Consider the following 12,352-nt stretch of genomic DNA (forward strand, 5'->3'; position numbering starts at 1 on the left):
GATTGCTCGCAATGTGCGCAATCGAACGCTGTCGGGTTGACTCTTTGGTGAATTCCTGTTTTATGAAGCCTCCTCCGTAAAAAGGATGTGATTCATGCAACGTATTATTGGCAGCCTGCTGGCCGTCGTGCTCTGGTTGACTGTCTGGATCTCTCCCTTGTTGCTGACCATGGCGGCGGGATGCATGCTGGTCTGGGCAGTGCAGGGTGATGACTATCTGGTGATGCACTTTCGAACCGTGCTGCTGATCGCCGGCGCCGTCGGTCTGCTGCCATCGCTCTGGTTGACCGAACGGGTACGCCGGCGTCACGGCGTGCTCAACTTCTATGCCATGCTGATGAACAACAAGGAGTTGAACAGCACAACCCCCCGTTCCCGCCAATCATAAAAAACCGAGCCAGATGCGGCCGCATCTGGCTCGGTTTTCATGTCTGCCTGTCACTCTTGCTGCCTGTTACCCAGGGACCATGCCGGGCTCAGCTCCGGACCTCAGCCCGGTTCATAGAGCTGACGGCGCATGCCGGTTGCCTCCAGAATTTTTGCGCTTATCTCCTCCACCGAATGAGAGCTGGTATCGAGGAAGCGGATCGCCTCCTGGCGAAACAGCCGCTCCACGCTCGCCAGCTCCTGCTCGCACTGCTCCAGCGATGAATAGCGGCTGTTGGCGCGGCGCTGGTTGCGGATCTCGTGCAATCGCTGCGGCGCTATGGTGAGGCCGAACAGCTTGTGGCGGTTGGCCTTGAGGGCGCTCGGCAAGTCCAGCGTGCCCATGTCCTGCTCGATGAAGGGGTAGTTGGCGGCCCGGATGCCAAATTGCAGCGCCAGATAGAGGCTGGTCGGAGTCTTGCCGCAGCGGGAGACCCCGATGAGGATGATGTCCGCCTCCTCATACTCCTTGGTGGTGATGCCGTCGTCGTTGGCCAGCGCGAAGTTCACCGCCTCGATGCGATCGTCATAGAGCTTGCGATTCTCCATGCCGTGAGTGCGATGCAGTCTGGGTTCGGCCTTGACCCCCAGTTCCTGTTCCAGCGGGCTGACGAAGGTGTTGAGAAAGTCGTGGCTGCTGGCCTGGGCCTTGAGCACCTCTTCCCGTACCAGGGGGTCGACTATGGTGTGAAACAGTATGGGGCGTATCCCGGTCTGACGGAATTGCTCGTCGATGCGCGCCCGCACCTGCCTGGCTTTTTCCTGGGTCTCCACGAAGGGGATGGTGACTTGCTCAAACACCAGCGGAAACTGGCTCAAGACGGCGTGGCCGAACACCTCGGCCGTGATGGCGGTGCCGTCGGATACATAGAATACGGTGTGCACGATGCGCTCCTGTGGTACGGGTTGGCGAGGTTGCGAGCAGTCAGTATCTCTCGAAACCATACCGATTTTGTCAACCGATCTGCTGTGCCCAAGTTGTGAAGTGGCTTGCAAACCTGAGTCGTTACCTTTTTGTGTTGGCATTGTAGAATGTCTGTGTCATTCGGCCATCCCCAAATCTTGCTCGGGGATTTTTTTGACAACAAGTAGAAAACGTTTTCATGGTCGTTGGCAACAGTAGAAACGGACAATAACGCATATAACTCACGCACCTAATTTGGCGCAGAAGGTGCCACGGCACCCGAGCCCACCAACCTGGAGACATGCAAGTGCAACAGTACGTACTCTGGTACGAACAACTCGGAATGCAAGATGTAGAACGAGTTGGCGGCAAGAACGCATCCCTTGGCGAGATGATCAGCAACCTCTCTGGTGCCGGTGTATCCGTGCCGGGCGGCTTTGCGACCACGGCCTTTGCGTTTAATGAGTTTCTGGAGTTAAGCGGCCTCAACGGCAAGATCCATGATCTGCTCGATACCCTGGATGTGGACGACATAGCCGCCCTCAACCGGGCCGGTCAGCAGATCCGTGACTGGGTGATCGACGCCCCGTTTCAGCCTGCACTGGAGCAGGCGATCTGCGCCGCCTACGACAAGCTGAGTGCGGGTCTGGATGCCTCTTTCGCGGTGCGCTCCTCCGCCACCGCCGAGGATATGCCGGACGCTTCCTTTGCCGGTCAGCAGGAGACCTTCCTCAACGTACGCGGCATAGACGCCGTCATGATTGCCGTCAAGCATGTGTTTGCTTCACTGTTCAACGATCGCGCCATCTCCTACCGGGTGCATCAGGGGTATGACCACAAGGGCGTGGCGCTCTCGGCCGGGGTGCAGCGCATGGTGCGCTCGGATCTGGCCGCCTCCGGTGTCATGTTCACCCTGGATACCGAGTCGGGTTTCAACGACGTTGTCTTCATCACGGGTGCCCAGGGCCTGGGCGAGATGGTGGTGCAGGGGGCCGTCAACCCGGACGAGTTTTATGTGCACAAGCCCACCCTCAGGGGCGGGCGTCCTGCCGTGGTGCGCAAGACGCTCGGCTCGAAACTGATCAAGATGACCTACTCGGACGATGCCGGTCACGGCCGCCAAGTGAAGATAGTCGACACGACCGAGACCGAGCGCAGCCGCTTCTGCATCACGGATGAGGAGGTGATGGCGCTGGCGAAACAGGCGCTCATCATAGAGCAGCACTACGGTCGCCCCATGGATATCGAGTGGGCCAAGGATGGACAGGATGGTCAGCTCTACATAGTGCAGGCCCGTCCCGAGACGGTGCGCAGCCGCCAGGAGGCCAACACGCTCGAACGTTTTGCCCTCAAACAGGCGGGCAAGGTGCTGATCGAGGGGCGTGCCATCGGCCACAAGATTGGCGCGGGCCCGGCGCGGGTCATCTCCTCCATCAGCCAGATGGACGAAGTACAGCCCGGCGATGTGCTGGTCACCGACATGACGGATCCGGACTGGGAGCCCATCATGAAGCGGGCCTCCGCCATCGTCACCAACCGTGGCGGGCGCACCTGTCACGCCGCCATCATAGCCCGCGAGCTGGGTATTCCGGCCGTGGTGGGTTGCGGCAACGCCACCGATCATATTGCCCCGGGTCAGCTCATTACCGTCTCCTGCGCGGAAGGGGATACCGGCTTCATCTATGACGGCGAACTCGATTTCGACGTGGCGGTCACCGAGGTGGGCAACATGCCGCGCCTGCCCATCAAGATCATGATGAACGTCGGCAATCCGGACCGGGCGTTCGACTTCGCCCAGTTGCCCAATGCCGGTGTCGGTCTGGCGCGGCTCGAATTCATCATCAACCGCATGATTGGCGTGCACCCCAAGGCCCTGCTGGAGTTCGACCAGCAGAGCCCTGAACTGCAGGCCACCATCCGCAAGATGATCGCGGGTTACGACAGCCCCCGTGAGTTCTATGTGGCCAAGCTGACCGAAGGGATCGCCACCCTGGGCGCCGCCTTCTGGCCGGAGCGGGTCATAGTGCGGATGTCGGACTTCAAGTCCAACGAGTACGCCAACCTGGTGGGTGGCCGTGGCTACGAGCCTCACGAAGAGAACCCCATGATCGGGTTCCGTGGCGCATCCCGCTACATAGCCGACAGCTTCCGTCCCTGCTTTGCCCTCGAATGCGAGGCCATCAAGCGGGTGCGTGACGTCATGGGGTTGACCAACGTCGAGGTGATGATCCCCTTCGTGCGCACCGTGGGCGAAGTGGAGCAGGTGATCGACATCCTGGCCGAGAACGGGCTGCGCCGTGGCGAGCGGGGGCTCAAGGTGATCATGATGTGCGAGATCCCCTCCAACGCCCTGCTGGCGGATCAATTCCTGCAGCACGTGGATGGCTTCTCCATCGGCTCCAATGACATGACCCAGCTCGCACTCGGACTGGACCGGGACTCGGGCCTCATAGCCCACCTGTTCGACGAGCGCAACGAGGCGGTCAAGGCGCTGCTGTCGATGGCTATCCAGGCCGCGCGCAAGGCGGGCAAGTATGTCGGCATCTGTGGCCAGGGGCCATCCGATCACCCGGACTTCGCCGCCTGGCTGGTCGAGCAGGGCATAGACTCTGTGTCCCTCAACCCGGATACCGTGGTCGATACCTGGCTCTATCTGGCCGAGCAGCACAAGGCTGGCTGATCCTCGTCGGCTTCTGCCTGCGAATAATAAAAATGGCGCCCCCTGAGGGCGCCATTTTTATCGCGCAATAAACCCGATGGCGTTATTTGTCCGGGATATTTTTATTCCTGCTCAAAATAGGCGCGCCAGATCTTGGTTTTACACTCCGTTACATCTGTTCACTTCATCACCACCCCATAATAAGCCTGCCATGTCATGACGAAGTGGGCGGATCACTATATTCACGTCATGTCGAGCAAGGCGGGATAAACAGGTTCCGCTCGCGTTCTATTTATCAATAAATATGTTGTTTATTATTAATATGGCCAGGGTAGGCAGATGTCACAGAGCGTATCAAATCAAGTGATCAGAAGAATGCTGACGGCCTGTCAGCAGCAAGGGGGAGATACGGATGCCATCCTGATGGCTGCCGGTCTGACGCCATTCGATATTCACCGTGAGCATGGCCGGATCCTGGCCCATAGCCATTACCGCATGCTGAGCCTGATGCAGCGGCATCTGAGCGGCTTTCACGAGGGCATACTGTCTTACGATATCGCCGAGCTCTACCAGCACTATCCGGCGCTCATCAGCCTCTGCCTGAACCAGCCATCCCCTCGCGCCGCCATCGAAGCCCTGCTGGCCTATCGCACCGTCATCGGCAACTGTGACGATTTTGTGGTGCGAAGAGGGGCGCTGTTTAGCCAATATGAGTATATCAATCAAGGGCCTGCCGCCCTGGGCGCGAGTCAGGCCATCCCCAATTTCGTCATTCTCTACCGGATCCTGCGGGTCTATGCACCCGGCCTTGGCGTCTCAGTGGGGTTCGTCGGCAAGCCGCCGGCCCATCACCGCCAGCTGGATCACTTCTTTGGTACCCACTGCCGCTGGGATCAGCCGGGCAACACCCTGACCATAGACAATACCCTGCTGGATAGCTGCGCCGATAGCTACAACGGGCCGCTTTGCCGCCTGCAGACAAGCCAGCTCGCGCATATTTGCAGCGATATCGATGAGCGGGTGCCTTTTGCCAATCTGGTGGCGGACATGATCCGCCATAAAATCCGCGGTGGTGTCATGGAGAGCGATGACCATTTACTCAAGGATGTCTGTTCGGCCATGAATATCAGCCGCTGGACCCTGAACCGAAAATTGCAGGGGGAGGGCAGCAGCTTCTCCGCCATCTTGAAACGGGTCAAGATGATGGAGGCCTGCCGTTTATTGGGAGAGGGAGAGCAACCGCTGCAAAATATCAGCGATCTGGTGGGTTTTTCCTCCCAGAGTGCCTTCAATCGTTTCTTCAAGGCCAATACCAATATGACCCCGCTGGCCTATCGCAATACCCGCCAATAATAACGGGACCCGGCCTGCGCCTGATCCCGTCAAGGGGGAAGGCAACAAAGGGGGGGCGCACCCTGGTGCGCCCCCCATCACCTTCATTTCTTACCTGGGCTCGCTTATTTTGTCACAGTGGTGACTGTGGCTGCATCCACGCCGCTGGGCAGGGCCAGGGCGCCCGGGGTCGTGCTGCTCACCACTATCTCCTTGCTCACGGTGAAGGTGACCGGCGTGGTGGCGGAGACATCGGAAGAGGGGCTGATGTAGGCGCTGTAGCTGCCCGGCTCCACTATCCACTGGTTGCTGGCCTCATCGAAGCTGGCGAGTATGCTGGCCGGAATGGTGAAGCTCAGCAGCTCGCTGGCGCCCGGTGCCAGCTGTTTGGTCTTGGCAAAGGCCTTGAGCTCTATGGTCGGTTTTTGCAGTTTGACCTCGGGAGCGGTGACATAGACCTGGGCCGCCTCCTTGCCCGCCACGGCGCCCGTGTTGGTGATGGTTGCCGTCAGCACCAGGCTGCCGGCCGCACCCTCGGCCAGGGTATTGTTGGCGATGGCGGGGCTTGTGTAGCCGAAGCTGGTGTAGGAGAGGCCAAAGCCAAACGGGTAGGAAACCGCCTTGTCGAAGGTGCTGTAGTAGCGGTAGCCCACGTAGATCCCCTCGTTGTAGTAGAGATCGTCCGGCTCGCCGTCACCGTCGGTATCCTCACCCGGGAAGGTGCCGGCGGAGGGCACGCTGGCGTAGCTGAGCGGGAAGCTCTGGGCCAGCTTGCCACTGGGGTTGACCGCCCCCGACAGCACGTCCGCGACCGCATGGCCGGTTTCCTGCCCCGCCATGTAGGCCAGCAGTATGGCATCCACCTTGTGGCTCCACTGGGCTGTGTCGATGACGCCGTTGACGTTGAGCACCATCACCACCTTCTTGCCCTGGGCGTGGAAGGCGCTGCTTACCGCATCTATGAGGGCGATTTCATCGTCGCCGAGCAGGTAGTCGCCCTTGCTGTCGGTGCGATCCGCCCCCTCACCGGCCTGACGACCCAGGCTGATGACGGCAACCTCCTGCTCGCTGGCGGCCGTGGTGATCAGGCTGGCGAGCGCCGGGCTGACGGCGGCCTCGTCGCAGGTGTAGTAGCCCTTGGCGCCGAATTGCCCCTCGTGATAGACCTTGTTGGCCTCATAAAAATCGCCGTAGTAAGCCTGCAGCGCCCCGTTGACCGGGAAACGGCTGGCCAGCCCCTGGGCTATGGTGGTGGTGCTGGCGGCGTTCACGTCCCCGCTGCCGGTCCCCCCCTTGTAGGTGTTGATCTGGTTGATGCCAAAGCTGGCCACCTTGCTGGTCGCGGCTATGGGCAGGGCGCTGGCATCGTTGCGCAGCAGCACCATGCTCTCGGCCCCGGCCTGGCGAGCCAGTTTGGCGTGGGCGGCCAGATCCGGGCTGTTGCTGACGGCCAGCTGGTTGTAGGAGGGGCTCTTCATCGCCTGGGTCAGGATATGAATGGCGGCCTCGGTCACCTTGGCCTCGTCGAGATCGCCCTGCTCGATGGATTGCTGCAACTGCTCCTTGACGTTGCCAGGTTCGATCAAATCCTGCCCCGCCAGCACCTGCTTGTAGGCGTTGTTGGCCACATCGCCGGCAAACCAGTCGGACATCACCAGGCCGTCGAATTGCCACTCACCGCGCAGCACATCGGTCACGGCGTCCTTGCGCTCGTTGACATAGGTGCCGTTGACCTTGTTGTAGGAGGTCATCACGGCCCAGGGCTGGGCCTCGTCCACTGCGATCTGGAAGCCGCGCAGGTAAATTTCACGGAAGGTTCTCGGCTCACCTATGTCGTTGATCTGGTTGCGGTTGGTCTCTGAGTTGTTGCCAAAGTAGTGCTTGATGGTGGTGCCCACCCCGTTGCTCTCCACCCCGTTGACCATGGCGGCGCCTATCTTGCCGGTGAGCAGCGGGTCTTCCGAGTAGTACTCGAAGTTGCGGCCATTGAGCGGGTTGCGCTGGATGTTCATGCCGGGGGCCAGCAGGATGTCGACCCCGTACTGGCGCACTTCGTCCCCCATGGCTTCCCCGACGGACTTGACCAGGTTGACGTCCCAGCTGGAGGCGAGCAGGGAGCCGATGGGCCAGGCGGTGGCGTAATAGGTGGCGCTGTCGCCGTCGCGGTTGGCGCTGATCCGCAGGCCCGCCGGGCCATCGGCCAGTTTCAGGGCCGGAATGTCGATGCCGTCGGCACTGCGTGCCACCCCGTTGATGTAGCCCGCTACCCCGGCGACATCCTGCTTGACGTTGATGGCGCCGTTGGCGCTGCCATAACCTGGGCCGGAGAGAAGGCTCAGCTTCTCGTCCAGGGTGAGCTTGGCCACCATGGCTTCGGCCTGGTCGCGGTAATAGGCGTCGTCTTTTACCAGGGGATCCGAGTCGTTCTGGTTGCAGCCAACCAGCAGCCCGGCCAGGGCCAGGCTGACACAGAGTGAAACCGCTTTCATTTTTGTCGTGATAGGCATGAAGACTTCCTCGTAACTGTCTGAATAAAAAGGCAAGTGCGATATCGACACCGACAAGTGATCGGGCCGGGCGGCCGCTCTGATGGCGGGTTCCCATGGATATCGATGACGGCTCAGGATGGGCCAGGGTGCATGTGCAAGGGGGCAACCATGGCCGGAGCCGCAGGCAGGTTAGCAAGTCGGGCTGGCTGCGCCTTGCCTTGGCGGGGCGAGAAATGTGCAGTTGGGAGCAAGGGTGCCAAGTTGTGACAGGGGTCGCATCACAGGCTGCGCGGCAGGGAGGGGAAAGGGGAGACTGGATGACCCACCATTGCGGATGGCGGCAACAGGGCGGTCAGGCTTGGGGTGCGATTCGCCCTGAGGTGCGGGGCGCAGACGATCGGGCAGAAGAGAGGGGGCCAGCGGCCCCCTCGGCGTGTGCAAGATACCTCGCGCTTGTCAGCGCAAGGGCTTGCTCACTTTGGCTGTTTCAGTGCACCGGCCAGTTCTATCTGCACCCTGACCCCTTGCTGCTTGAGCTGGGTAGCGATGGCGTTCAGATCCGTGCCTGGCTTGGCCTGCAGCAGGGCGATGCCGCCGCTGCTCTGCTTGAACTGCAGGCCGTGGCGGCCCGCCAGCGCCTTGGCCTGATTGTCATCGGCCTCCACCAGCAGGGTGCCGCTGACGGTCAGCTCGGGGCTGGCGACCCCTTGCAGCAGGACGTCGCCGCTGCGCAGGGTCTGTTGTGGCACCTTGCCATCCAGGCTGCGGGCGACCCGTTTCTTGCTGCCGTTATCCGGCGTCAGGTAGGTCTTGCCATTCACCTCTACGGTGTTGTACTGCTTGCCATCGATCACCACCGATTCGTCGGCCGTTGCGTGCACGCAGACCGAGGCCAGCAGGCTTGCCAGGGCAAGGCTGAGTAAGCTGTGTTTCATGTTATGACTCCTCTGTGATCAGGAACGGGCTGCGTCGTGACCGAGAACCCGCAGGGACCAGTCGAGCAGTTGACCCGGCTGGCTGTTGTTGCGCTCGGTCAGGGTGCTGCGGGTGTTGGTTCTGCGATCGAGCAGCGAGACCTGGCGGCTGCCATTGGCCACGTCGGTCACCTCCAGGCGCCACTCGCCCTGGGCCGGTTCGCCGTAGAACTTGTGGGAGAGCATGCGCATGTCACGCAGCCCCTTGGTGCGCACATAGCCCAGCTGCTGCCGGTCGAGGGATTGTCCCACCAGGCTGTTGTTGGGGTTGAGCAGCACGCTGCGGGTGCCGGATGGCGAGACCAGTTCGATCAGCAGATCGGGCAGCCGCTGGTGATCCAGGCTCACCATCACCTGCACGGCCTCGACCGTCAATGGCTGATCGACCTGCGTGCTGGAGCGGGTCGGGCTGCTGCCCACGTCCGGGATGGCACCGACGGCGCGATCCCGGACCGTCACTTTCTGCCAGGGCAACTGCACCAGTGGCGGCAGCGGATCATGGCTGGCGGCGTGGGCCAGGGTCTTGTTCACATCCACCAGGCCAAAACCATAGGTCGGGCTGTACCAGAGGCCGGCCGCGTTGCGCTCCCACCCCTCCAGACCCGTCACCTGGCGGCGCTGACCATTGGCGGCCGTGTAACTGATCTGCACGGGCCCCTGATTGGCGTCGAGCCGGGTGGCGTTGCGGGCCAGCAGGTCGCGCAGATCCCGCACCGACAAGTCCGGATAGGCGGACATCAGCAGCGCCATGGCGCCTGTGGTGTTCGGGGTGGCCGAGGAGGTGCCGTTCATCACGCCGTTATAGTCGCAGCTGGCATCCAGTTGCGGGTTGTTGTGCAGCCGGTTGGTGCTGGGATCGTCCACCCGGTTGTAACCCATGTCGCAGCCGGGCAGATCCGTGGTCACCATGGCCGGCGCATCCGTGCCGTATTCCCCGCCGGGGGCGCTCAGGAAGACGTTGCTGCCGACGCTGGAGTAGGAAGAACGTACCCCGTCCGCGTTGATGGCGCTCACCACCAGGTTCCAGAAGTTGCTGTTGGAGGGATCTATGTTGCTGTTCTCGAACGGCAGCTTGGGCAGGTTGCCGGTGCGGTTGAGCACATAGTTGCCGGAGGCAATCCGGTTGAAGCCGTTGCCCGCCGCCTTGATATAGGCCGCCCCCTGCGCCTGCTGGGTCTGTTGCTCGAACAGGCGATCGAGCTGCACCTGATCCAGCCCGTTGGCCCCTTCAGGATCGACCAGGCTCATGCCGTAGCTCTGGTTGAAGACCCGGTTATCCGCGGTGACGGCATTGCCACCCAGGGCGTAGAGCCAATCCTTCTGCAACTGCTGGCTGTTGTCATCGAGCAGGTTGAAGCCCTGCAACTGGGCGCGGGGAGCCACCCCCAGGGTGCCTATGGTGTTGTCCACCGCGGCTATGATGCCGGATACCGAGGTGCCGTGGGCACTGTCCGGATCGGTCGGGGTGGGATCGCTGCTGCCGGTCACCACGTTTTTGGAGCCGGGGCGCACGTTGTCGGCCAGATCCGGGTGGGCGATGGCCATGCCATCGTCCACCACGGCCACGTTGATGCCCTGACCCAATACCTCGGTGCGGTGTGCCCACCAGAGGTTGAGGTCATTGCCCGCCACGCCACCGCGGGGGCTGAAGGCATTCTGGCCGCTGTTGAGCAGGTGCCACTGCTGGTCCTGCAGGGGGTTGATGCCGGGCAGACAACGGACTGCGCTGCTGCGACCGGTATCGAGTCCGGCCTCTTTGCCGGTGAGTGGGGTGCAACTCTCATTAGCCTGAACTGAAGCGATAGGCAGGGCCGAGAGCAGGGCCGAGATTGCCAACGCCAACGATGTTTTTCTCATTAATAAACTCCATCTTATATCGCACCGTCCTGGGTGCGACTGGCATCTATACACGGGAAAAACAGAGCCAAAAAGCACTCATTTCTGATCTGAGATAAGGCTCAAAAAAATCCCATCACAAACCGGTTTTCAACCATATGGGGGTTCCGGCGAATCCCTTTATATGTTGTATTGAGAACTTTTCTCAGTTGGCAGTTGTTGATCTTTGCCTTTATAGATCAAGCTGTTATTAACTCGCCGTTCACCCTGGCTGCGGCAGTGCCGAGGCTGGCGCGTTGGGCTGGCCCTGACCAGATATGACACATACCCAAGCGGGTGTTATGTGGCCGGCAAGCCTGCCATGCCGGGAGGTGGGTTTTGCACCCAGGCGGCAATGAAAACGGCGCCAGTGGCGCCGTGTTTATGTGAGGAGTTGGCCGAGAGTGGCCGGCCGTTATTTGATCAGGGCCAGGATCGGGCGAAACGCCGGATGGCGGCAATCCCCCAGCAGCTCATAGAGGCACATCTCCACCGAGGTGAGCCGTGCGCCACGGGCGGCCAGCTGAGCGATGGCCAAGTCACGGTTGGCGGCGCTGCGGGACGACACGGCATCCACCACCAGGGAGACATGGGCGCCGCTGTCGAGCAGTCCCAGCACAGTCTGGTAAACGCAGATATGGGCCTCTATGCCGCACACCAGCCAGTGACGCCTGCCCGTCCGGGCCAGCGCGGCGGCCACTGCCGGCTCCCCCAGCGCGCCGAAGCTGAACTTGGCCAGCACGGGGGCGCCGCTTTGCAGTGGCTGCAGCTCGGGCACAGTCGGCCCCAGCTTGTCCGGATTTTGTTCCAGCCAGACAACCGGCAAGCCCAGCGCCTGGGCCCCTTGTACCAGCCGTGCGCTATTGGCAATCAGGGCCGGGCTCCCCTCGACGAGCCGTGCCAGCTTGCCCTGAATATCGACGACCAGCAGGCCTGTGGTAGAGACGGTCAGCATGATGGCTCCCTGGGTCAGATCAGTGGGTGGCACCCAGTGGACGGATGACAGATGTACGCGACTGGTTCCACAGATAGATAAGGGTCAGCGCAATGGCGGTACCGATCGGCAAGGCAAACAGATGCAGCGCGATAAAGCACCAGAAGACAAGCTTGAAGCCCTTCACCGGCTCGGTGAGCCCGCGATAGGCCACATAGTTGAATGCCATGACAAACAGCCCAATGGCCAGTGCGAGGCCGATGCTGACCCCCTGTGACGGGGCTGATCCGGCCGGGTGCAGCGGGCTGACCGTGACGACGGACCATGCAACAAACGCTATCATGGCCAAAGAAAAAAGCGTCGAAGCGATAAAGATGCCTTTGGCGATCAGCTGTTGTTTGGGGCTCATGAATACTCCTTGAAGTAGGGTGTGGTCTTGCTCCCTGCTCGTGATCTGGCGTGCCTTCCATGCCGTTCGCCATTGACATGGTGACGTATAAAATATGAGTCACGGCACCCTGTCGATAAGGCCCATAAACCTACCCGCAATGCCAGCGCCGGTCAAAAATAAAGTAATTCAAATTGTAAATATAGTGATGGTAATATCACTATGAAAAATACATGAGTAGCTTGAAAGAGGCAATGTTGTCGACGCTTTTCTGTTGGCTGGCCAAAGTAACAAAATATTTCATACCCATATTTACTTTATAGGTGGTTATTGTTTTTGCATCGAACTATATATTTGACTATATAGGCTAA

9 protein-coding genes are annotated in these 12,352 nt (G+C 60.8%); 3 read left to right on the top strand and 6 right to left on the bottom strand.

The features are described 5' to 3' along the window. The first annotated feature begins 94 nt into the window (after positions 1 to 94). Complete coding sequence (locus IU367_RS08250; RefSeq protein WP_274453987.1) at positions 95 to 388, top strand: hypothetical protein; 294 nt, start codon at positions 95 to 97, stop codon at positions 386 to 388. Positions 389 to 489: 101 nt separating this feature from the next. Here the strand turns inward: IU367_RS08250 and ppsR are convergent, their stop codons facing one another. Then, entirely contained in the window at positions 490 to 1,311 is an 822-nt protein-coding gene (ppsR, locus tag IU367_RS08255) for a posphoenolpyruvate synthetase regulatory kinase/phosphorylase PpsR (RefSeq protein WP_274453988.1), read from the bottom strand. A 320-nt stretch (positions 1,312 to 1,631) separates the two neighbouring features. Between ppsR and ppsA the strand changes: the two genes are divergently transcribed. Then, a complete protein-coding gene (ppsA, locus tag IU367_RS08260) occupies positions 1,632 to 4,010 on the top strand; it encodes a phosphoenolpyruvate synthase (protein WP_274453989.1) in 2,379 nt (792 codons plus the stop codon). A 354-nt stretch (positions 4,011 to 4,364) separates the two neighbouring features. Continuing rightward, the gene (locus IU367_RS08265; RefSeq protein WP_274453990.1) at positions 4,365 to 5,342 is read left to right on the top strand and encodes an AraC family transcriptional regulator; all 978 of its coding nucleotides are present in this window, start codon (positions 4,365 to 4,367) and stop codon (positions 5,340 to 5,342) included. Positions 5,343 to 5,446: 104 nt separating this feature from the next. On the opposite strand, the gene IU367_RS08270 is transcribed toward IU367_RS08265, so the two are convergent. The 5 genes from IU367_RS08270 to IU367_RS08290 all read right to left on the bottom strand — a co-directional run bounded on the left by IU367_RS08270 (position 5,447) and on the right by IU367_RS08290 (position 12,002). Then, entirely contained in the window at positions 5,447 to 7,828 is a 2,382-nt protein-coding gene (locus tag IU367_RS08270; protein ID WP_274453991.1) for a beta-glucosidase family protein, read from the bottom strand. A 455-nt stretch (positions 7,829 to 8,283) separates the two neighbouring features. Then, positions 8,284 to 8,745, bottom strand: coding sequence for a serine protease chaperone (locus IU367_RS08275; protein WP_043139342.1), 462 nt, complete (start codon positions 8,743 to 8,745; stop codon positions 8,284 to 8,286). A gap of 18 nt (positions 8,746 to 8,763) precedes the next feature. Next, positions 8,764 to 10,641, bottom strand: coding sequence for a serine protease Asp (gene asp, locus IU367_RS08280; protein ID WP_274453992.1), 1,878 nt, complete (start codon positions 10,639 to 10,641; stop codon positions 8,764 to 8,766). Positions 10,642 to 11,074: 433 nt separating this feature from the next. Further along, positions 11,075 to 11,614 carry a hydrolase gene (locus tag IU367_RS08285; protein ID WP_274453993.1) on the bottom strand — a complete coding sequence of 180 codons (540 nt, stop codon included), beginning with the start codon at positions 11,612 to 11,614 and terminating at the stop codon, positions 11,075 to 11,077. Between the two features lie 19 nt (positions 11,615 to 11,633). Then, positions 11,634 to 12,002 carry a hypothetical protein gene (locus IU367_RS08290; protein ID WP_274453994.1) on the bottom strand — a complete coding sequence of 123 codons (369 nt, stop codon included), beginning with the start codon at positions 12,000 to 12,002 and terminating at the stop codon, positions 11,634 to 11,636. Positions 12,003 to 12,352: the final 350 nt, after the last annotated feature.

This window comes from Aeromonas bestiarum (genome assembly GCF_028751155.1).
Taxonomy (GTDB): Bacteria; Pseudomonadota; Gammaproteobacteria; order Enterobacterales; family Aeromonadaceae; genus Aeromonas; species Aeromonas bestiarum.

Bases quoted from the DNA above. Each gene is read 5' to 3' on its own strand.
- IU367_RS08250 (WP_274453987.1), top strand. From the start codon at position 95: ATGCAACGTATTATTGGCAGCCTGCTGGCCGTCGTGCTCTGGTTGACT.
- ppsA (WP_274453989.1), top strand. From the start codon at position 1,632: ATGCAAGTGCAACAGTACGTACTCTGGTACGAACAACTCGGAATGCAA.
- IU367_RS08265 (WP_274453990.1), top strand. From the start codon at position 4,365: ATGCTGACGGCCTGTCAGCAGCAAGGGGGAGATACGGATGCCATCCTG.
- IU367_RS08270 (WP_274453991.1), bottom strand. From the start codon at position 7,828: ATGCCTATCACGACAAAAATGAAAGCGGTTTCACTCTGTGTCAGCCTG.
- IU367_RS08275 (WP_043139342.1), bottom strand. From the start codon at position 8,745: ATGAAACACAGCTTACTCAGCCTTGCCCTGGCAAGCCTGCTGGCCTCG.
- asp (WP_274453992.1), bottom strand. From the start codon at position 10,641: ATGAGAAAAACATCGTTGGCGTTGGCAATCTCGGCCCTGCTCTCGGCC.
- IU367_RS08285 (WP_274453993.1), bottom strand. From the start codon at position 11,614: ATGCTGACCGTCTCTACCACAGGCCTGCTGGTCGTCGATATTCAGGGC.
- IU367_RS08290 (WP_274453994.1), bottom strand. From the start codon at position 12,002: ATGAGCCCCAAACAACAGCTGATCGCCAAAGGCATCTTTATCGCTTCG.